The sequence below is a fragment of the Pseudomonas sp. SCPG-7 genome (genome assembly GCF_002156405.1).
Taxonomy (GTDB): Bacteria; Pseudomonadota; Gammaproteobacteria; order Pseudomonadales; family Pseudomonadaceae; genus Aquipseudomonas; species Aquipseudomonas parakoreensis.
In genome coordinates this window covers 357,772-378,850 of sequence record NZ_MVOO01000004.1, presented here as the reverse complement: position 1 = coordinate 378,850, position 21,079 = coordinate 357,772, and the positions used below count along the sequence as shown (strand labels likewise).

Here is a 21,079-nt window from a genome sequence, read left to right as displayed (position 1 = left end):
TGACGATTTAACGACGGCACTCGACCAAGCCTTTCACCTGCCCGGTCGGCGTCTGGTTGGCATCGCTCAACCACTGCTCGAACCCTGCCGCAATCGCCGGCCACTCTGAATCCAGAATCGAATACCACGCGGTATCGCGGTTCTGGCCCTTGACCACCATGTGCTGGCGGAACACGCCTTCGAAGCTGAAGCCCAAGCGTTCGGCGGCGTATTTGGAGCGGGCGTTGCCGTTGTTGCACTTCCATTCCAGGCGCCGGTAGCCCAGCGCGAAGGCATATTTGGCGAGCAGGTACACCGCTTCAGTGCTTTTCGGCGAGCGCTGCATCGACGCGCCGAAGGTCACGTGGCCGATCTCGATGCGGCCTTGCGCCGGGACAATCGACATCAGACTCAAAATGCCCTGCACCTGACCCGAGGCGCGGTCGATGATGCTGAAGAAATACGGATCGCTGCTGGCCGCATGGTTGTTCAGCCAGTCATTGAACGCGTTGCGCTGCGGAAACGGCCCGTAGGGCAAATAATCCCACAGCTTCGGGTCGGCGCCGGGGCCCTCAAGGGCGTTGAACAGCTCGTCGCCGTGGCGCGCCGGGTCAAGTCTTTCCAGGCGGATAAAGCGGCCTTCGAGCAGTTTGCTGGTGGGCGCCGGGACGCCTTTCCAGTCGGCGAGTGAAGTGGTCATGTACGCGGCTCCTTAAATGGCTTTGCGAAACTGGATGAACCCCGGGCGCTCGGCGATGCGCTCGTAGAGCTGGATCGCGGTGGCATTGGTTTCGTGGGTCAGCCAATGCACCTTGCAGCAACCGTCGGCCTTGGCGGTGGCGTAGACGTGTTCGATCAGCCGGCGTCCGACGCCAGTGCCACGGGTCTCCGGCGTCACCAGCAGGTCCTGCAGGTAACAGGAGTTTTCGATGCTCCAATTGGAACGGTGATAGATGAAATGCACCATGCCCACTGCTTTGCCGTCGGCCCAGGCGAGGGCAGCGTGGGTCGGCTCGCTCGGGTCGAGGAAACGCTGCCAGGTGCTGTGGCTGACGGCGTCCGGCAACTCGCTGTTGTAGAAGCGCAGGTAGGCCTGCCACAACGGCAGCCAGGCGGTGTGATCACCGGCAGTCACCGGGCGGATCTGGATCTGACTCATGCTGATTTCCTTAACGCATCAAGTGGGCGAGGGTCTGGTCATTGATGTCGGGGCTGGCAGCCAGGCCTTCGCGCACGCCGGCAATGTCTTCGGCGCTACGGTTCTGGCTGAGCTTGCGCTTGCCTTCGAGGCGGTCGATGGGAATGGCGAAACCGACGATGGCCTTGAGCATGCCGTCGATGTAGTCGGCTGGCGCGTCGTCGACTCTCCACGGTTGCGCGCGACCGGCTTCATGGCGATCAGTCAGTGTGCTGACGATGTCGAGCAGCCGCCCGCCGTCGCTGAAGGTTTCGGCGTGGCCGTAGGCGTGCACGGCGACGTAGTTCCAGGTCGGCACGACTTTGCCGTGCTCGGCCTTGCTCGGGTAAAACCCGGGGCTGACGTAGGCGTCGGGGCCGGCAAATATCAGCATCGCTTCAGCGCCGTCGCGCAGGTCTTTCCATTGCGGATTGGCTTTTGCCAGGTGCCCGTACAGCGTGCCGTTCGGACCCTGTTCGCGGTGCAGCAGCACCGGCACATGGCTGGCTTGCAGACCGTTTTCACCGTGACTCACAAGAATGGCAAGGCGAGTGGCGAGGATCAGTTCGTGCAATTGCGACAGGTCGTCGATGGCGAAGGCGCGGGGCGTGTACATGGAGAGATTTTCCTTGGCGAATGCCTGCATCCTAGGCAGGCTATTGGTCTGTTGTAAGAGCCATTGATGACCAATTTCATAGGTCCATTGCCATGCCCGAACCGACCACACTGTCTATGCCGTTCAATCCGGCCGGAATCGAACTCGACCGCCGCCAAGGCTTGAGCCGCCAGCTCTATCAGGCATTACGATTGCGCGTATTGGACGGGCGGCTGTGCAGCGGCACGCGGCTACCGGCCAGTCGTGATCTGGCGGCGGCGCTGGCCATTTCGCGTAACAGTGTGGTGCGCGCCTACGATCAACTGTATGCCGAAGGCTTCATCGAAGGTCGGGTCGGTGATGGCACTTACGTTGCGCATTTGCCTCACGCAGCGTTGCCAGCGAAAAAGTTGTCCACAAAAGTATCCACAGGGTTTTCAACAGGCTTACCCACAGCCTTATCCACAAAATGCCCGGATTTACCTGTGGATCCATCCAGCAACGTTATCCACAACGATCCGCTGACCCGGGTCAGAAATAACCATTTGGCCCGGCCGCCCAGTGGTCCGCCCCGGGCTTTTCGGGTCGGTGTACCGGCGTTTGATCTGTTCCCGTTCGACGTCTGGGCCAAGCTGAATGCGGCTTTCTGGCGAAAACCGGATTTGCAGCAGCTGTGTTATGGCGATCCGGCCGGTGATGCACGGTTGCGCGGGATGATCGCTGCCTATCTGCGCAGTTCTCGGGGCATGCAATGCACAGCTGAACAAATTGTGATCACCAGCGGTGCGCAGCAGGGAATAAGCCTTTGTGCACAGTTGCTGGTAGAGCCGGGTGACGGCGTCGCGATTGAAAATCCGGGGTATCGAGCAGCGGGTCACGCCTTCGCCGTGGCCGGTGCGAATCTGCACGGTGTGGCTGTGGATAACGAGGGCATCGACTGTGCCGAACTGACGAGGTTGAACGACTGTCGCCTGACTTATGTAACGCCTTCCCATCAATATCCCACCGGGGTGGTGATGAGTCTTGCCCGACGCCTTGAACTGCTTGCCTGGGCCGAGCGCACAGGAGGCTGGATCGTCGAGGACGACTACGATGGCGAGTACCGCTACAGCGGCGCGCCGCTGGCCCCTTTGGCGGCGCTGGATCGGCAGGGACGGGTGCTGTATGTCGGCACGTTCGGCAAGGTGGCGTTTCCGGCATTGCGCCTGGGGTATCTGGTGCTGCCTCCGGGGTTAGTGGAGGCGTTCGCTCAACGGCGTGCGGTGGATGTAAGGCATTCCGAAGTCAGCACCCAGGCGGTCATGGCCGAATTCATGGCGAGCGGACACTTCCAGCGGCACATCCGCCGTATGCGGCGAGCGGCGCTGAGCCGGCGCGACACGCTGCTCAAGGGGTGGCCGGCGCACATCCCGGGAGTCGGCCCGTTGCCCGTCGTGGCCGCAGGCCTGCATATGACCGTGCCAGTGGACAGCGTGGCGCGTGAGCGGGAGTTGATCGAATTGGCCCGTGACGTCGGGGTCGAGATCAATGGCTTGAGCAGCTATTGGTTGCCAGACTCCGGCGCTGAGCTGGAGCAGCGCGCCGGTCTGGTGATGGGGTTTGCTGCGGTGCCTGAACCGGCGATCGACGCCGCGCTGGACAGGTTGCGCAGGGCCTGGCAGGTGGATTGAAAGGGGCGGGCTCCAGACCGCCCCGTCGCCTGAGTCAGGGCTGGGGTTCAAGTTTGAAAAACAGCGCCGGGTCGCTGATTCGTCGCAGCACATAGTCAATCGGTGCCAATGTGCCGAGTGCCTCGCGGCGTTCGGCAGTGAATTGCTGCAAATGCGCATCAGCGATTTTCAGGTGCGCCGCTGTGAAGCTTTCCAGTGGAGCCTCCAGCGAGTCGTAGTGAAAATGCGCCAACCACAATGGTTGATGCTTGTTGGTTACATCCACAATCCGGTATTCCTGAAAGTAATCGCGACGTTTTTTGGTCCTGATCCTTCCCTGAACATTGCGTTCGATTTGCACTTGATGATTGTCCAGCATCCATTGCAGATAAGCCTGACGAGGCTGGCGCTGCTTGAGCATGCTGGCGCGGAGGTTGACGCCTTCGGTCCGTAATCGCTGGGCATCGGCGGTGAGATACGCCCCGATATTGCCCACCGGCGGCGTTGCGCCGCCAGTTGCGCGAATGCGGGCGAGGGCCTGGGCAGCATCGGCCGCCGCTCGCTCCAGAAGCGCTGCTCGTTGATCGAACAGATCCTGCATGTCCGCCGGAATCCGGTTGGGCCGTAACGCGTCCTTGCGTGTCTGTTGCGTGAAAGTCTGCACGTCATCAACCAGTTTCAGGCTATTGGCGACAATATCGATGTCTGCCAACGGCGGTTGCCGATTCGGACGCGGCCTCGGCGGCAGTACGCTCTCCAGAGGTTGTTCGGTTGTGGTTGAAGCGTTGATGGATTGCGGTTCGCGAGGACGGCTCTTGGTCACTTTTATGGCTGGGCGGGAGGGCCCCGCAACGGCCGGTCTGGGGGGGGCGCTGACAACGTTCTCGGGCAGCAGCGCGTTCAATTGATCCTGAGCCAGTTGCCGGAACTCGTTGATCAGGCCACGTATTCGTTCAAGCTGGGTCGGTTCCAGTTTGTCCGGCATTTCACCAGGAAGGTCTGTGAGGCGCTGATCGGTGTCGGCATAAACATCGATCAGCTTGCTCAGACGTTCGATGTGCAGCGCGATTGCATCTGTCGCGGTCGGCGTTTTGAGCAATTGTGCATGCTGATGGGTGGCGGTAGCTGCCTCGATGATCAGCAATCCCACCACGTCACGCTCCGGCGCGGCCGCTGCGCTGGCCGAGTTACGCATGCACAGCTCGTGGGACATGCCGATTTCGTTGGACTTCAGATCCCACTCGGTGAATGACGGCAGCAACGCGCGCAAGCGTTGTGCAGCGGTGATACCGGCACTTCCCAGGGTTTCGAGAGCGGCCAGTGAGGTCTGGGACAATCGCAGGCGCGTCACCATGTCCTGACTCAATGCCAATGTCTGTCTGACATTTTCGATATGAGTTTGCAGCGCGGTGTCCGATTCGATCTCGTTGTTCTCGACCAGCTTGTGGGCAAGGCTGGCATAGGCGTTGCGTTTGAGGGAAAGCCACAGGGCGAGGTTTTTCTGCAGCAGCGTGGTCAGGCGCAGCACATCATGCAAATAGCCTTCGCTGCCGCCTTTCTGGCGCCATTGCTCGAGGTTTTTCAGGGCGGCGTCATAATCGCCAATCAGCGTTTCAACCTGTGCGAGATAGCGCTCGGTGGCTTGCTCGTGCGCAGGGCCGCTGGCCGCGAGCATTTCATCCAGCGCCCGTTGCAACGCGGCATCGGCCGCGGGTTCCTGGCGTTTGAAGTCATTCAGCGCGGTTTCCAGCTGTTTTCGCTGTTGCTCCTTCTCCCTGCGTTGGGCCCTGAGCCGGTTTTGCAGACTCTGCCCACCGGCTCCCCCGCGCAGGCGCAGACGCGTATCGACCACCCACTGGCCTTGAGCAAATTGCGCCAGAAGCGGCCCGGTTTTCCGCGGATTGCCGGCAAATACGATCTGCAGTTGTTGATCATCGTTTTCGATCACCGTGTACCAGTGTTCGCCGACCTGTGCGTACAGCTGATCATTGAGCCTGTACAGGCTGGCACGACCGCGCCGCAGGGTCTGCACATTCGGATCAGTCAGGTCCGGAGCCGGGACTGCGGCATCTTGCAGATACGCGATCAAGGCCGCAGGGCTCCTGCGAGGTATGGAGCCGCTGGCTTCCAGTGAATTGTAATGAGCGGGAGGCAGTTCATCGGTCAGTGGCGTGGGAATCAGGGTCACGACAGGTTTGGCGGGCGCTACGGCCGGTTTCTGCGGCAAGTCGGCTACGTTGTTGTCGATGTCTGACCATGGGCGTGGGCCGGCCTTGCGGCGTACGGCAGCGTGATGGGCCAGGAGAATGCCCAAGGTCAGCAACATGTCGCCCACCGAACTCCATTCGTTGAGCCTGTCGCCGCGTTGATGCGCCTCCAGCGCATGTTCGATTTCAGTGAGGCTTTGCCAGATCCAGATGGCCGCGCCAGCCGGGCCGCTGAGAAAGTTCGCAGCAACATTGAACACGGCCCAGCCGCTGTCTCGCAGCAAGGCCCAGCGGCGTTCAGCATTGGATTGCGATTGCCGGTCAGCCAGTTGTGCCATCGCTTGGGCATGGGACTGGAACAATTTGGCGAATACATCGCCGCTCAGTTCCTGCGACCCGAGCTCGACCGGCCCGGCCCAGTTCACGGAGGTCCAGGGTTCCAGCAGCAACTCAGCGCCGAGCCATGGGGTGGGCAAGCCGATCGGGAAGGTGAATTGAGCGTATTTGAAGCTGATGGCTGCATCGGGCAACCACGCCAGCACCGAATCCCTCAGCTCTCCCGGTTGGTGCAAGGCGTACAGCAGGTTTTGCGCAGAAGGGAACTGCATCAGCGATTGTTCGAACAGTGGCCGGTACAGCACGCAGGGGCCGGCCTCGGGCTGACGGGGGCCGATGATGAACATGTTGTCCACCGTATCACCGATGCTTTCTCCGGAGCGGATGAAGGTCAGAGGGCGTATCACCACCGGTTGCGGATGAGCGGGTGTCGGTTTGAGCCATTCGCACACATAGCGATAGCCCTGCTCATTGAAACCGGCGATGCGACGGATTTTGTTCTCCAGTGCAACGAGCGGCAGCACAGCCTGGAGTTGTCTGATATAGAACTGTGCTTGTAATGCAGCTTGCGGCCGATCATTGATCAGTTTTTCCTTGATCAACTGTGGATAGGTCGTGCCGATGTTGACCTGGCTCGCCATGTTTGTCAGATAGGTCGCGTTCAACCAGCGGGGAACGGCTTGCGGCGGATTGAAGCGCAGGCTTGCCTGGTAGGGGGCGGCGTTCTGCAGTGCAAACTCACCCAGGGTTTCCGTATGAGTATCGTTGGGGTTGGGCAGCGTCAGGCCCCCCGACTCGAAGCTGTTGGTGATGGTGATTTCAAGGGTTTCCAGCGGCAGCCCGGCCGCAGATTTTTTATCGGCCAGAATGGCTTCGCGCATACACCTGCCAGCGAAGGTCGTGATGGACGCAATCCGGAACAGGTTCTTGTCTGCCAGTTTGTATAGCTTGCCCAGCGCACTGACCGATCGGCTGTAGCGCTCCATGTCCGCCGCCGAGGCGCCGATCAGCCAGTCGGGAATGGCGTCGTCCAGTCCGGTATCGCGGGGATGGTCGGCACGAGTGAAGTCCGGGGCGTACGGCGTGTGATCGGCGGCGAGTTCTGCGCTGGTGATCGAGGCGATGGCATCGAGTTGACTGGCAATCAACGCCCAGGCCATGTGATCGAAGAAATTGCCTGCAGGCTCGAACAACTGCCACTTCAGGTTGCGTCCGGCCAATTGTTCGGGCAGGCGATCAGATAAAGACGCTCCGAGCGATTCCAGAGTGTCGAACGACTCATAACCCTTCTCTACCGAGTACATCATCACCAGGTCGCGCTGCCGATAACGCCCCGTGAGCACGGCCGCGCCGCCGACGATCAGATGCCGGGTCTCGCCCTTGTCATCGACCGTATCGACGTCGATCAGGCAGGCCTTGATCGACGAAACCTCGGGAGCCCGAGTCGGCCTCTGCTGCTTGTCCGGGAACTGCGAGACGGCTCTGGCCACGTGGCATTGGCTTTCATCCCAGCCACTGTCGGTCTGCACATCAAGGGCTTTGCGCAGGGCATCGGACAACTCCTGCCAACGCGTTGACTTGGGTCCGGCGCTGTTCCAGTAATCCAGCTGACGTTCGCCAAAGGCGGTGAAAAGCAGGGGCGCGTAGTCGTTGAGCAAGGTGGCGATGGCTTCGATGCCGATGTCCAGGTGCAGCACGGGTGTGGCTTGCGGATCGGTTGTCAGGAAGTGTTCGCCTTCCAGGTAATTGGCGCTGGTGGCGGTGAAGAACTGCCGGACTACAGCTTGGGTCAGAGACTCGAACCGGATGGGCATTGCCGTCAGCGTACCGTCGTCCCATTGCCATTGAGGGGTGCCGATGAGCGTATGGTCGGGGTCGATATCGCGTTCGGGAAACCTCTCTTTCAGCGCTTTACGCAGCATTTGAGCCGCCACTTCGTCGACGGTGGGGCCTTGGCTCGTCTGCCGCACGACGAGGTTTTTCTTCAGCAGGACGGGGGGACGGAGGTTGTCGACAGAGTCGGTCATTGTCAGTTTCCTTTTTGACATTTCAGGCATGCGAAAAGAACAGGGCACGAGCCAGTTGCGGGCTGATCTCGCTGCGATAAATCGCGATGAGCTGCGGGTTTGCAGTGTCGGCGCGGACGTCGAAAGCCCCGGCCAGCAAGCGCTGCTCCCGGGTCTTCAAATGAGCTGCGGTAAAGGCGTTGATGGCCGCGTCGAGCCGTGGGTAATGAAAGTGTGCGTACCAGAGAGTCGCTGCCCCGCGACGCTCGCGAATCTCGTATTCCTGAAGAAAATCCTTGCGCGGCCCCTTGAGCCGGCGCCGATCACCGTTGCGCACGATGTCGATTTCACCTTTGCTCAGGAGCCATTCCACCCGCGCCGCCGTCGGCGGTTGCCGCTTGATCATGTCGACGCGAACCCGGTAACCCTCGGCGTACAGTCGCTCCTTTGCTTTCTCAAGCGCCGCCTGCAATCGGGTGGCGGTCTGGCTCTGGCCGTCAATCGTGCTGAGAGGGGTCATGGCTTGCGCCAGGCCACTGGCGCTTTGTCCGAGGTGTTCGGCTTGTTGTCGAAACAGCTCCTCGGTTTCCACCGGGATACGGCCGGGTTTCTTCGATTGGGCTTCGGTTCGCCGAATGAAATCCTCCAGGCCATCAAGCAGTGCCTGGCCCTGCACCAGCTGTACTGCCAGCGCCGGTGCAGGCGCGACCGGACGGCGCCGCGGGGCCGGGATGCGTTCCAGCCAGACCCCGGGTGTCTTTTCGTGAAAGGTGGCGATGACCTTGCCGGTCACGGGTGCGCGAACCTCCAGCAAAACGGGTTCACCGGGAGCCGAAGGGCGCATTTCGCCGACCACGGTGCCTTTGAAGCGCGTCTTGATGACCCGTTTGCGCGAGGTTCGCGGCGGTTGTGAAGGTACGGAACGTGACTCCGTCGTCGGCAGTTCACGCAGCAATTGCGCCAGATGATCTTCAGTGTCTTTGTGGAATTCGCTGACCCGTTTGCGCACTTGCTCGAAGGACGGCTGGATCAGCACTTCCTTGTGGCTGAGGGACATGTCTTCGAAGGCTTGAGTAATGCCCGTGAACTGCTCCAGCACGCCATCAAGCGCTTCGGCGCGCTGGATAATCCCCTCGGCGCTGTCTTCCTGAATCAGTTCCTGTGAGGTCTGGATCGCCAGGTTGGTGGTGTCGAGCAGGCGGGTGAAGTCGCCTCGCGCCTCATTCAGAGCAACGCTGTCGCCTGCTTCGAAGCAGACCTCACGCGCCAGTGAAACTTGCAGCGCCTTGAGGTCATTCACGCTGAAAGCGGGTAATTGCCTGCGGTACTTGTTGGTGATCTCGGCAGCGTTTCTGCCTAGCCTGCTCAGCGCCTGGAACCGCGAGTGGGCAAACTCGATCTTGCCGATTACGCCTTCAGCGAGATCAATCATCTGTCGATAGATCGTCCGGTCGCCCACGCCCGCGGCAGTCTCTTGCGCCTCCAGCAGTGCCAGGGTTTCACGCAGTGTCCGGCTGAAGGTGGCATTGTTCTCATCGAGCCAGCTCTGGTTGAAGTACAGCTGGGTATCCAGCATCGAAGTCATGGCGGAGCGGTAGTTGGGCAAGCTTTCAAGCAGGCTGAGCGCCTTGAGCTGTTCGATGGGGGCTTCGTACTGGCTGCTGCGCTGCTCGAGCAGGTCTAAAAATTGTTGCTGCAATGCCGGTCGAGCCTCGGTGCTGGCAGCTTTCATCTGGTTGTAAGCGGCGATCAGTTCGGTTTTGGCGTTGGCGCGTTCCTCATCAAACGCGGCCAACTGCTGCTTGAGCTCGGCGATCCGTTGAGCGTTTTGCTGTTTGATCGCTTTGCGCCGGGCAGACAAGCCGCCGCCTCGCAGACGCAGGCGGGTGTCGACGAACCATTGCCCACGGGAATTGCCGATCAACGGCGGCCCTTGGCGTGGCGGTTGTTGGCGAGCGTCGATGATCGAGACCTCGCCGTTTTCCTCCACGGCCACCTCGAACCAGCGCTCCCCGACCTGGGTGTAGTAGCGGTTGTCGTGGCTGTAGAGATGTCGGTACGCACCGCTATCGGCAGCGGGCGGAGTCAGAGGCTCGGGTCTGCTGATTTGGAAACGGTCCAGCGTTTCCCTAAGGCTCAGGGCCGGGCCGGTCAGTAGGGATACAGGGTGCCGGGCAGTAGCGGAATCGCCTGCCCTGTCGGGCAGTTGCACGATAGAGGCCGGTGGCGGTTCGACGGCTTGCCGAATCTCGGTCGTGATGGCACGACAGGCTTTTCTTCGATCTGGCGGGCCGTGGTATGACGCGTCGCACCGCGGTGCGCGAGGACCATGGCCAATGTCAGCAACAGGTCGGTCATCACGGCTTTCTGCTGGTCACGGTCGCCTGTTTCTGTGGCGTCCAGGCCTTGTTGCAGGTCCTCCAGAATCTGCCAGATCCACGCGGCGGTACCGGCCGTACTGCCCAGAAAGGGCAGCGCCGCATTGAGGATCGCCCACGCCGCCTGTTTGAAAGTCGCCCAGCGGTTTTGCGCGTTGGACACCGATTGCCGCTGTGCCAGATCCACCAGTGCCAAGGCGTTGCTCTTGAACACAGCAGCCAGGTAATCGTTGGCAATGACTTGCGTGCCAAGGGACAGCGTGCCGCCCATTTGCAGAGGGGTCAGCGGGTCTGCCAACAGCTGCGAGAGCGACCAGACCGAGGGCAGGCTGCCGGTGAATACGTAGTCGGAGTAATGGCTGCGTACCCTGTCCGGTAACCAGGCAAGCACCGATTGGCGCAGGGTGGCCGAATGCTTGATGGCATAAATCAGGTTGGCCGGTGTCGGGTACTGGCGCAAGGACTGGTCAAGTAACGGCTGGTAAAGCAGGCAGGGGCCCTTGTCCATCTGCCGAGGACCGATGACAAACATGTTGGCCACTTCGTCCGCAGAGGCAAGCAGCCGCCAACCGGGATTGAATGCCAGTGGGCGAATGACAATTTCCTGGCCGTCGACCCGGCGATTGGCATCGAGCACCTGCACCACGGCCGCGACATAGCGATAGCCGAGCTCATTGATCCCGCCCTGGCCGCGAATCTTTTGTTGCAAGGCCAACAGCGGTAGCTCAACCCGCATATGGCCGGTGAACAGATTCTGCCGGCGCAGGCTTTCCAGCGGATCGTCAAGCAATTTGCCTTTGATCAGGGCCGGGTAGGCCTTGCCGATGTCGACACTGACGATCAAGGCCTCCAGGTACGCCGCGTTCATCCAGGACGGCAGCGTCGAAGCACTTTTGCTGCGCACGGTCTTGTCACCCAGGGGGACGGCGATCAGGTTTTGCAGCGCCAGATCGACCAGGCTCAAGGTGCTACGTTGTGGTACCGTCGGTGGCACAAAAGTGCCCCAGACCACGACACTGTCGACCACGATTTCGATGTCTGCCAGATCCAGATCTGCAGCCTCGGGATGTTGCTTGAGCATGGCCTCGCGAAGTTTCTCCAGGGTGTACTCGCGGATCGGCTTGATCCCGTCCTGAAACGACTGGTTGGCGTTCTGTGTGCGAAGGGTCGCCAAGTCCATCAGATGACGACTGTAGGCCGTGAGATCGACGGAGGACGCGTTGAGCATCCAGTCCGGCAACCCTTGCTCGACCCGGTTGAAGCGCGAGGGTGCCTGCCTGTCCGTCGGGTCGTGTCCATCTGCCGCCCGACTGATGTGGGGGGCCAGATCGCGGTTGCGGATGTCGGTATCGGTCGCCAGTGCACCGATCGCATCGGCTTGCAGGGCAATCAGGTTACAGGCCAGGTGGTCGAAGTAATTGCCTTCGGGTTCGATCAGGCGCCACTGCCAGGCATTGCCGGCGTCATTTTCTGCCGTGTAGCTCAGCAGGGACTCGCCCAGAGCCTGCATTGACTCGTAGCTCTGAAAACCACCGGTTACGGTGTAAGTGAGGATCAGCGTGCGAGTGCCCAGCGTTCCGGTCAGCACCGCCATGTCGAGGGTGTTCAGGTGTCTTGCAGCACCGTCGTCGACCTGGTCGAGGTCGATCAGGCAGGCCCGCGATTGATAGCGGTCGTTGGTCAGGCGAGCGCCCTTTTCCGGATAAGTGAACAAGTGGCGGGCCATGGCAACCTGATCGGCATCCCATGATGGCCCGGGTTCAATGTTCCAGCGCTCGCGCAGTGAGTGGGACAACTGCTTCCAGCGTGGCGTCGAGGGGCGCGTGAGCTGGTTCCAGTAATTGAGCTGTTGCTCCTGAAACGCAATGAACAGCAAGGGCGCAAGTTCGTTGAGCAAGCGCCCGATAGCCTCGATGTTGACCGGCAATTGCACCGGTACCGGCGCCAGAGGTTCCAGGGTGAGGTAATGCTCGCCATCGAAATACAGCACGGGCGTGGATGCCACCCCATGACGGACCAGGGCGCCCGTCAGTGATTCGTAGCGTCTTGCGCCGGGGATGACCTGCGTTGCAGCAAAGGCCCAGGTCGGTGTCACCACCATGGCCAGACGCGGATCAATGGTCAGTTGCGGGTAGAGGGTTTTCAGGGCCGGCAACAGCGCCTGGGTGGCGACTTCCCTGATCGAGGGCCCCGTCACCAGTTGGGTGAGCAGGTCATTCTGCTCATTCGGGAGGGCGGCGGGTGGGGCGGAATCTTCGCTCATGGTCACTTCCTGTGAGGTGGGCGCGGGTACCGTTGGGCGTTCGGTGCGCGTTCGGGCTCAAGGTAATGACCGTCGGGGCCGGCATGGCGGTATATAGATATCGCGGACAAAAAAAGGCCTGCATCAACGCAGGCCAATAAAAAAACCGAAGTGAAGGTCAGGTGCCGGACTTGATCTTGGTCCAGGCCCGTGTGCGCGCCCGTTCGGCATCACGCGGCAGCGGTTGCAGGGTGTAGAGCGTGCTCATCGCCGCATCGGTCGGGTACAGGTTGGGGTTGTTGCGGATCGCCGGATCGACCAGTCCGGTAGCGTCCTTGTTCGGGTTCGGGTAGCCGACGAAATCGCTGACCGGGGCGATCACCGCCGGTTGCAGCAAGTAGTTGATGAAGGTGTAGGCGTCTTGCGGATTCTTCGCGCCCTTGGGAATGGCGAGCATGTCGAACCAGATCGGTGCGCCTTCCTTGGGCAGGCGCATGTCGACCACGACACCGTTCTTCGCCTCTTTGGCGCGGTTGGCCGCTTGCGAGAAGCTGCCGGAATAACCCACCGCGACGCAGATGTCACCGTTGGCAATATCAGCCATGTATTTGGACGAGTGGAAGTAAGTGACGTACGGGCGGATCTTCATCAGCAACGCCTCGGCCTTGGCATAGTCCGCCGGCTTCTTGCTGTTGGGGTCCAGGCCCAGGTGTTGCAGGGCCAGCGGCAGGATCTCCGACGGCGAGTCGAGCAGGGCGACGCCGCACTGCTTGAGCTTGCTGATGTTCTCTTCCTTGAAAATCAGGTCCCAGCTGTCCACTGGCGCGCTGTCACCCAGTGCGGCCTTGACCTTGGCCGGGTTGAAACCGATCAGGATGGTGCCGTACATGTACGGCACAGCGAACTGGTTGCCCGGGTCGTTGGCCTCGATCAGCTTCATCAGTTTCGGATCGAGGTGATTCCAGTTCGGCAGCTTGCTGCGGTCCAGCGGCTGGAACACCCCGGCCTCGATCTGCTTGGCGAGGAACACATTGGACGGCACCACCACGTCATAGCCGGAGTTGCCGGTCAGCAGCTTGGCTTCCAGCGCTTCGTTGGTGTCGAAGATGTCGTAGACCAGTTTGGTCTGGCTGTTCTGCGCCTTGAAGTCTTCCAGCGCCTTGGGCGTGATGTAGTCGAACCAGTTGTAGACGCGCAAGGTGCGTTCTTCGGCGTGGGCGCCGACGCTGAGCAGCGCCGCGCACAGGGCTGGTGCAATGCAGTGCTTGAGTCGGTTCATTGTTCGAACCCTTCGAGCACGTTCACTGCGTTGATGCCGATTTCCTCCACCGCGTAACCACCCTCCATGACGAACAGCGTCGGCTTGCCGAGGGCGGCGATGCGTTTGCCCATGGCCAGGTAATCCGGGCTGTCGAGCTTGAACTGCGAGATCGGATCGTCCTTGAAGGTGTCGACGCCCAGCGACACGACGATGATGTCGGCACCGTAGCTGTCGATCTCGTTGCAGGCCTGTTCCAGCGCCGCGCTCCACACCTTCCAGCCGGAGCCGGCCGGCAGCGGATAGTTGAAGTTGAAGCCTTCACCGGCGCCTTCGCCGCGTTCATCTTCGTAGCCGAGAAAGAACGGAAACTCCGCTTCCGGGTGGCCGTGGATCGAGGTGAACAGCACGTCGCTGCGCTCGTAGAAAATCGACTGCGTGCCGTTGCCGTGGTGATAGTCGACGTCGAGGATCGCAACTTTCTGGTGGCCTGCATCGAGGAATGCCTGAGCAGCGATAGCGGCGTTGTTGAGGTAGCAATAACCGCCCATCAAGTCGCTGGCGGCGTGGTGTCCCGGTGGCCGGCACAGGGCGAAGGCGCTGCGGGCGCCGCGCTGGATTTCGGCCTGCGCAGTCAGCGCCACTTGCGCTGCACTGTAGGCTGCTTGCCAGGTGCCGGCGGTGATCGGCGCGCCGCCGTCGAAGCTGTAGTAGCCGAGCTGGCCGTGCAGGCTGGTCGGTTTGATCTGCCGCAGAGTGCGTGCGGGCCAGGTGTAGGGCAGCAAGTCGCCGTCGGTGTTGAATTCGGTCCAGCGTGCCCACGCACCTTTGAAGAAGTCGAGGTAGTCGCGGCTGTGGATGCGCGCGATCGGTTCGAGACCGAAATCCTTTGGCGCTTCCACCGAACCGAGGTTTTGGTTCTTGACCCGTTGCAGCACGTGGTCGGCGCGCGACGGCATTTCGAAACACGGCTTGAGCTGGCCGTCGATGAGTTCGCAGCGACCGTGGTGCAGGTGGTGATCGTCCGAGTAGATCGTCAGCATTTGTTGTTCTCCGCAGGGGGCTGATTCGGTTGCCCCCAGTGTTGCGGTGCGCGGCGAATCGGAGAACGGCAGGAAAGGCCAAAAGGGGATCGATATGGCCAAAAACGCTGACCGAAATTCGCCCCTTGTTGGCGCAGGTTTGCACCTGTCATGGGCAGGCAATACAAAATCTGTGGGAGCTGGCTTGCCAGCGATAGCGTCGTGTCAGGCGAGATCTTTGGCGGCTGTACTGACGTCATCGCTGGCAAGCCAGCTCCCACACAGGAATCATCAGTGCGGTCTGAACTGACTCGGCGCCACCCCGCTCCAGCGCACGAACGCATGGCGGAAACTCGCGGTTTCGCTGAAACCCAGGGTCTCGGCGATGCGGTAGATCGGCAACTGATCCTCAAAGAGCATCTGTTTGGCGCGCTCGAAACGCAGTTCGTCGAGCAGCTCTTGATAACTGCTGCCCATGTCCTTGAGGTGGCGGCGCAAGGTGCGCGGCGAGCATTTCATCTGCTGGGCCAGTCCCTCCAGCCCCGGTGCTGCATTGAGCTGGGCACTGAGCAACTGGCGAATCCGCCCCAGCCACGCCTGACGTCCGGTGAACTCGATGTTTTGTTTGCGGCAGCGGTCGGCCATGGCCTGGTGGGTGATGCTGTCGGCCAATGGCAACGGTTGATCGAGCCAGCGCCGGTCGAAGGCAAAGGCGTTGTCCTTGGCGGCGAAGTGCAGCGGGCTGGCGAAGTGCTCGGCATAACTGTCGCGATAATCCGGCGCGGCATGTTCAAAACGCGTCGCCAGCAGTGGCAGCGGATGCCCGAGCAGGTCGTCGCAGATGACCTTCAGCGACACCAGGCAGAATTCCGCGTTGAACACTGCCATCTCCGGGCTCTCGCGGTAATCGGCAGCGACGAACCAGACGCGCTCGCCATCGTCTTCCAGGCTCAGTTCGAAAAGTGTTCCCAACAGCGCCGGATAGCGAATCGCCAGGCGCAAAGCGTCACCGAAGGTGGCACAGGTCAGCAGCGCGTAACCGAGGATGCCGTAGCAGGAAACATGCATCCGCCGTCCCAGTTCCAGGCCAATGTCATGCTTGAGCGCAACGGCGTTGGCGCAGACCTGCATCTCCTGATTGGTGGTGATGCGCGTGTCGGCACGGGCCAGATCCGCTGCACTGATGCCGCTGCCGGCCAGCAGCGCTTCGCTCGACAGGCCTTCGGTCTTGAAGGTGTTGAGCACCAGTGAGACGGCGTTGAGCGTGGTGAGGTGGGAGTGGAGCATAAGATCTTCCAGCCTTGGGGGTGCTGGAAACGGCAGCAAGTTATATGCCGGGTGAAGATCAAACGGTATGAGGGCTGTTGTGGCGAGGGAGCTTGCTCCCGCTGGGGCGCGTAGCGGCCCCAAAACACTGCGACTGCTGCGCAGTCGAGCGGGAGCAAGCTCCCTCGCCACAGGGGCTCACTCCTGCAAGGGTTCGGGTGGTGTCAGATCAGTTCGCCACACAGGTCGAGTTCGATCAGACGCCGCACTTCGGCGTTGTCCAGACCCGCACCGAGCAAGCCGTGCAACTTGCCGAACGCCGCCTCGCGGGTCATGCCGCCGCCGGATAGCACGCCCACGCCGCGCAAACGGCTGCCGGCTTCATACACATCCAGCTCGACGCCGCCTTCATGGCACTGCGTGACCGCAACCACCACCACACCGTTGTCCCGTGCGCGGCCGAGGCTGGCAAGGAACTCGGGATTGTCGCTCGGTCCGGTGCCGCTGCCGTAGCACTCCAGCACCAGACCTTTGATACCGCTGGCCAGCAGGCCATCAACCACCTCGGCGCCGATGCCGGGGAACAGTGGCAGCACAGCAACCTTGGCCAGTTGTTTCGGCTGGTTGTAGTTCAGTGCGGCTGGAATCGACGGCGCTTTCACCCCGCCGCCCTGACGCTCCAGGCGCTTGAACGGATGCCGACCGAAGCTGCGCACTTTCGCGCAACGGGTCGGCGCCAGCAGCTCGCCATGGAAATACAGGTGCACGCCCGGCGCCAGACCCTGACCCAGAGCAACCATCGCGCCACCGAGGTTTTCCCAGGCATCGCTGTCGGTGACGCCGGCCGGCAGCATCGAGCCGGTGAAACACACCCGGGCATGCAGGCCGAGCAACTGGAAACTCATCGCCGCAGCGCTGTAGGCCAGGGTGTCGGTGCCATGCAGGATCAGTACGCTGTCGCAGCCTTGCACGTCCACCGCATCGACCACCGCTTCGCGCAGTTGCTGCCAGTAGGCCGGGGTCATGTTGGCGCTGTCGATCAGCGGCGACATTTCCCGGAAGCGCCACTGCGGCACCACCAGTTCGGGCTGGCTGTGCAGGTAGTCGCGCATGCGGGCTTCGAAACCGGACGCCGGGGCCAGGCCGTTGGCGCTGGCCTGCATGCCAATGGTGCCACCGGTGTAGAGCACCATGACGTGTTGGGCGGCGGGATAAGTCGAAGGGTTCATAGGATTCTCCGAAACGATGAGTTCCTGTGGGAGCGGGCTTGCTCGCGAATGCGGTGGGTCAGATACCAGAATGTCGACTGATCCGCCGCTTTCGCGAGCAGGCTCGCTCCCACAGTTTTACGAACTGTAACTGACGGGCGCAGGGGATGCGCCCGTCATTCACCTGTCAGCGTTGCGCTGCAGGGATGCCTTGCGGCTCGACTGCGGTCTTGCCGACGGCTGGCGCCTCGGTCGGCCAGGCCTTCAAGTCCAAATCCAGATCGGCAAATTTGCTGGAATCGAACACCGGCTGCTTGATGCCGGCGCGGCGCTGCTCGTCGTAGTCGCGCATGACACGCATGCCGACCTTGAACAGCATGGTCAGGGCCATCAGGTTGACGAAGGCCAGGCACGTCATGGTGATGTCAGCGAAGGCGAATACGGTCGAGAGGTCTTGCATCGAACCCCATACCACCAGCGCCAGGACCAGACCGCGGAAAACCATCAGCAACGCGCGGTTGCGGCTGAGGAACTGCAGGCTGTTTTCGCCCAGGTAGTAGTTGTAGAGGATGCAGGTGAAGACGAACAGCGACAGCGCGACGCTGACGAAGATGCGTCCCCAGTCACCGACCACGGCGGCCAGCGAGTTCTGGGTGAGAACGATGCCGTCACCTTCGAAGCCCGGGGTGTAGAAGCCCGACAGCAGGATCAGCAGCGCGGTGCAGGTGCAGATCACGAAGGTGTCGAGGAACACGCTGAAGGCCTGAACCACGCCCTGAGCGCCCGGGTGTTTCACCGAGGCCACGGCGGCGACGTTCGGCGCACTGCCCAGGCCCGCTTCGTTGGCGAACACGCCACGCTTCACGCCCATGACGATGGCGCTGCCGAGCAGGCCACCGAAGGCCGGGTCGAGACCGAAGGCGCTCTTGAAGATGGTTTCCAGCATCGCTGGCACGTGTTCGATCTGGGTGCCGATCACGTACAGGGTCACGCCGATATAGGCCAGAGTCTTGACCGGTACCAGCAGGTCGGACACGGCAGCGATGCGCTTGATGCCGCCGATGAAGGTGATGGCCAGCAGCACTGCCAGGACGATCCCGGTGTGGCTTGGGTCGAAGGCAAAGGCGTTTTGCAGCGAGTGGGTCACGGTGTAGGACTGCAGGCCGATGAAGGCGAAGCCGTAGGTGACCAGCAGCAGGACCGAGAACACCACCGCCATGCCTTTGAGTTTCAGGCCGTGCTGGATGTAGTAAGCCGGGCCGCCACGGTACAGACCGTCACCGTCGGCGCGCTTGTAGACCTGCGCCAGGGTGCATTCGAAGAAGCTGCTGGACATGCCGACCAGTGCGGTCACCCACATCCAGAACACCGCACCCGGACCACCGAGGGTCACGGCGATGCCGACACCGGCGATGTTGCCTGCACCGACGCGGCCAGCAAGGCTGAGCATCAGGGCCTGGAACGAGCTGAGTTGCCCGCCGCTGCTTTTGAGGCTGTCGCGGAATACCGCGAACATGTGGAAGAAGTGGCGCAATTGAACGAAACGCGAGCGAATCGTGAAGTAGCTACCGAGCCCGACAATGAGCACGATCAGTACTTTCCCTGAGAGGAAGTCGTTGATGACTTCGAGCATGGATTTTTCCTCGCTGTTTTTTGTGTAAGCAAATGCTGGATGTTCAGAAACATCGCGTTACACCGGTTTGCGCGCGGCACGACAGGTGAGGCGAAGGTTTCGTCCCGGATCCATTTCGCGGGTTTGTTATTAGTTCGGGTTTCGCATGGGTTATGGCCTCGTTACCGACGACCGCTCACGCGAAGAGGGGCGGCACTATACCGATCAGTGCGGCGCCCGTCTGCACGCTCGTGGTGCAAGCGACGAAACGAAGCCTTGAAACACCCGGCGTTACCGGCGCCGGGCTTGTGCGGGAACTGCTCTTCTGTGGGAGCGAGCTTGCTCGCGAAAGCGGTGTATCAGGCGCATTGGCGTTGAATGTGCCGCCTTCGCGAGCAGGCTCGCTCCCACACTGTTCAGTCCCCAGACATACGGGTCTCAGTATCAGAAAGTTAAAAAAAAAGGCTTGGGGACAAATCCCCAAGCCCTCAAAAGGTGAGAGGTGTCTAGTCCCTCGACCTGGTGAGCGGTGCTACAAATAACGCGTCGGCTCAGGCTTTGAGCGGAACCAGACGCGGGGCAATCATGTTTTCCGGGCGCAGGATGTCGGCGAGCATGGCTTCGTCGAGCAGGCCTTCTTCGCGCACCAGTTCCAGCACGCCACGGCCGCTTTCAAGGGCGATACGGGCGATGCGGGTGGCGTTTTTGTAGCCGATGTACGGGTTCAGCGCGGTGACCAGACCGATCGAGTGCTCGACCAGTTCGCGGCAGCGGGCTTCGTTGGCGGTAATGCCGACGATGCAGTGCTCGCGCAGCATGTCCATGGCGCGTTGCAGCAGGCGGATCGAGTCGAGGATCTTGAACGCGATCAGCGGCTCCATCACGTTCAGCTGCAGTTGGCCGCCTTCGGCTGCCATGGTCAGCGCCAGGTCGTTACCGATGACCTGGAAGGCCACCTGGTTAACGGCTTCCGGGATTACCGGGTTGACCTTGCCGGGCATGATCGAGCTGCCTGGCTGACGCGCCGGCAGGTTGATCTCGTTGATGCCGGTGCGTGGGCCGCTGGACAGCAGGCGCAGGTCGTTGCAGATCTTCGACAGCTTGACCGCAGTGCGCTTGAGCATGCCGGAGAACAGCACGAAGGCGCCCATGTCGGAGGTGGCTTCGATCAGGTCGGCAGCGGGCACCAGCGGCTGACCGCTGATCAGCGCCAGACGCTGAACGGCCAGCGCCTGATAGCGCGGGTCGGCGTTGATGCCGGTGCCGATCGCGGTACCGCCCAGGTTCACTTCAGTCAGCAGTTCCGGGGCCAGCGTCTTCAGACGGGCCAGGTCTTCGCCCATGGTGGTGGCGAATGCGCGGAACTCTTGACCCAAGGTCATTGGCACAGCGTCTTGCAGTTGGGTACGACCCATCTTCAGGACGTGGTTGAATTCTTCACCCTTGGCGGCGAAGGCCTGAATCAGGCTGTCGAGGCTGGCCAGCAGCGCGTCGTGACCCAGCAGCAGACCCAGACGGATCGCGGTCGGGTAGGCGTCGTTGGTCGACTGCGCCATGTTCACGTCGTCGTTCGGGTGCAGGTACTGGTACTCGCCTTTCTGGTGACCCATTGCTTCGAGCGCAATATTGGCGATCACTTCGTTGGCGTTCATATTGGTGGACGTACCGGCGCCACCTTGAATCATGTCGACCACGAATTCTTCGTGGAAATCACCGCGGATCAATCGGGCACAGGCTTCGCTGATGGCAGCGTGCTTGGCTTCGCTCAGGTGACCCAACTCACGGTTGGCGTCAGCGGCGGCCTGTTTGACCATCGCCAGACCCACAACCAGTTTCGGGTAATGCGAAATCGGAACGCCGGAGAGACGGAAGTTGTTCACCGCTCGCAGGGTCTGGATGCCGTAATACGCTTGAGCCGGTACTTCGAGGGCGCCAAGCAGGTCGTTTTCTGTGCGGAAAGATGCAGCGGAGGACATGATAGAAATCATCTCGATATGGACCCGGTCTATGCCGGAACGCTGCGAATGCTAGGCTTACGGGATTTTTTGGGCCAATGCTGTTAAACACTGGCCTATGCACATTCGGCATAATGCCCGTGTGACGCCGCCTGCGCGGCAGACGTGTGACCTGTTTTGGTGCGTTCC

The 21,079-nt window shown here is 61.3% G+C and carries 13 protein-coding genes; 1 reads left to right on the top strand and 12 read right to left on the bottom strand.

The features are described 5' to 3' along the window. Positions 1–7: 7 nt before the first annotated feature. The 3 genes from B1722_RS11115 to B1722_RS11105 are packed head-to-tail and all read right to left on the bottom strand — an operon-like array spanning position 8 to position 1,772. Complete coding sequence (locus B1722_RS11115) at positions 8–679, bottom strand: GNAT family N-acetyltransferase (RefSeq protein WP_086792494.1); 672 nt, start codon at positions 677–679, stop codon at positions 8–10. A 12-nt stretch (positions 680–691) separates the two neighbouring features. Further along, positions 692–1,138: a GNAT family N-acetyltransferase gene (locus B1722_RS11110; RefSeq protein ID WP_041071667.1), complete on the bottom strand. Its 447-nt coding sequence runs from the start codon at positions 1,136–1,138 to the stop codon at positions 692–694. A 10-nt stretch (positions 1,139–1,148) separates the two neighbouring features. After that, positions 1,149–1,772 carry an FMN-binding negative transcriptional regulator gene (locus tag B1722_RS11105; protein ID WP_086792492.1) on the bottom strand — a complete coding sequence of 208 codons (624 nt, stop codon included), beginning with the start codon at positions 1,770–1,772 and terminating at the stop codon, positions 1,149–1,151. Positions 1,773–1,864: 92 nt separating this feature from the next. On the opposite strand from B1722_RS11105, the gene B1722_RS11100 reads away from it, so the two are divergent. After that, positions 1,865–3,421: a PLP-dependent aminotransferase family protein gene (locus tag B1722_RS11100; protein ID WP_041071663.1), complete on the top strand. Its 1,557-nt coding sequence runs from the start codon at positions 1,865–1,867 to the stop codon at positions 3,419–3,421. A gap of 34 nt (positions 3,422–3,455) precedes the next feature. Here the strand turns inward: B1722_RS11100 and B1722_RS11095 are convergent, their stop codons facing one another. The 9 genes from B1722_RS11095 to aspA all read right to left on the bottom strand — a co-directional run bounded on the left by B1722_RS11095 (position 3,456) and on the right by aspA (position 20,911). Beyond that, entirely contained in the window at positions 3,456–7,970 is a 4,515-nt protein-coding gene (locus B1722_RS11095) for a hypothetical protein (protein WP_086792490.1), read from the bottom strand. Positions 7,971–7,992: 22 nt separating this feature from the next. Further along, positions 7,993–9,945, bottom strand: a complete 1,953-nt coding sequence (locus B1722_RS29815) for a hypothetical protein (RefSeq protein WP_256578845.1) — start codon at positions 9,943–9,945, stop codon at positions 7,993–7,995. Between the two features lie 155 nt (positions 9,946–10,100). Next, entirely contained in the window at positions 10,101–12,590 is a 2,490-nt protein-coding gene (locus B1722_RS29810; RefSeq protein WP_256578844.1) for a dermonecrotic toxin domain-containing protein, read from the bottom strand. Between the two features lie 157 nt (positions 12,591–12,747). Next, a complete protein-coding gene (locus B1722_RS11085) occupies positions 12,748–13,848 on the bottom strand; it encodes a polyamine ABC transporter substrate-binding protein (RefSeq protein ID WP_086792489.1) in 1,101 nt (366 codons plus the stop codon). After that, on the bottom strand, positions 13,845–14,870 hold the full coding sequence (locus B1722_RS11080; RefSeq protein WP_041071656.1) for a histone deacetylase family protein: 1,026 nt from the start codon (positions 14,868–14,870) through the stop codon (positions 13,845–13,847). Before B1722_RS11080 ends, B1722_RS11085 begins: the two co-directional genes overlap by 4 nt. Before the next feature lie 270 nt (positions 14,871–15,140). After that, positions 15,141–16,136: an AraC family transcriptional regulator gene (locus B1722_RS11075; RefSeq protein ID WP_086792488.1), complete on the bottom strand. Its 996-nt coding sequence runs from the start codon at positions 16,134–16,136 to the stop codon at positions 15,141–15,143. Positions 16,137–16,339: 203 nt separating this feature from the next. Next, positions 16,340–17,344 (bottom strand): asparaginase, encoded by a 1,005-nt coding sequence (locus B1722_RS11070; protein ID WP_086792487.1) that lies wholly within the window; start codon positions 17,342–17,344, stop codon positions 16,340–16,342. Between the two features lie 166 nt (positions 17,345–17,510). Beyond that, positions 17,511–18,956 carry a sodium:alanine symporter family protein gene (locus B1722_RS11065; protein ID WP_086792486.1) on the bottom strand — a complete coding sequence of 482 codons (1,446 nt, stop codon included), beginning with the start codon at positions 18,954–18,956 and terminating at the stop codon, positions 17,511–17,513. Between the two features lie 530 nt (positions 18,957–19,486). Continuing rightward, on the bottom strand, positions 19,487–20,911 hold the full coding sequence (gene aspA / locus B1722_RS11060) for an aspartate ammonia-lyase (RefSeq protein ID WP_003229645.1): 1,425 nt from the start codon (positions 20,909–20,911) through the stop codon (positions 19,487–19,489). Positions 20,912–21,079: the final 168 nt, after the last annotated feature.

Excerpts from the sequence above, each read along its gene's own strand:
- B1722_RS11115 (WP_086792494.1), bottom strand. The coding sequence starts at position 679 with ATGACCACTTCACTCGCCGACTGGAAAGGCGTCCCGGCGCCCACCAGC.
- B1722_RS11110 (WP_041071667.1), bottom strand. The coding sequence starts at position 1,138 with ATGAGTCAGATCCAGATCCGCCCGGTGACTGCCGGTGATCACACCGCC.
- B1722_RS11105 (WP_086792492.1), bottom strand. The coding sequence starts at position 1,772 with ATGTACACGCCCCGCGCCTTCGCCATCGACGACCTGTCGCAATTGCAC.
- B1722_RS11100 (WP_041071663.1), top strand. The coding sequence starts at position 1,865 with ATGCCCGAACCGACCACACTGTCTATGCCGTTCAATCCGGCCGGAATC.
- B1722_RS11095 (WP_086792490.1), bottom strand. The coding sequence starts at position 7,970 with ATGACCGACTCTGTCGACAACCTCCGTCCCCCCGTCCTGCTGAAGAAA.
- B1722_RS29810 (WP_256578844.1), bottom strand. The coding sequence starts at position 12,590 with ATGAGCGAAGATTCCGCCCCACCCGCCGCCCTCCCGAATGAGCAGAAT.
- B1722_RS11085 (WP_086792489.1), bottom strand. The coding sequence starts at position 13,848 with ATGAACCGACTCAAGCACTGCATTGCACCAGCCCTGTGCGCGGCGCTG.
- B1722_RS11080 (WP_041071656.1), bottom strand. The coding sequence starts at position 14,870 with ATGCTGACGATCTACTCGGACGATCACCACCTGCACCACGGTCGCTGC.
- B1722_RS11075 (WP_086792488.1), bottom strand. The coding sequence starts at position 16,136 with ATGCTCCACTCCCACCTCACCACGCTCAACGCCGTCTCACTGGTGCTC.
- B1722_RS11070 (WP_086792487.1), bottom strand. The coding sequence starts at position 17,344 with ATGAACCCTTCGACTTATCCCGCCGCCCAACACGTCATGGTGCTCTAC.
- B1722_RS11065 (WP_086792486.1), bottom strand. The coding sequence starts at position 18,956 with ATGCTCGAAGTCATCAACGACTTCCTCTCAGGGAAAGTACTGATCGTG.
- aspA (WP_003229645.1), bottom strand. The coding sequence starts at position 20,911 with ATGTCCTCCGCTGCATCTTTCCGCACAGAAAACGACCTGCTTGGCGCC.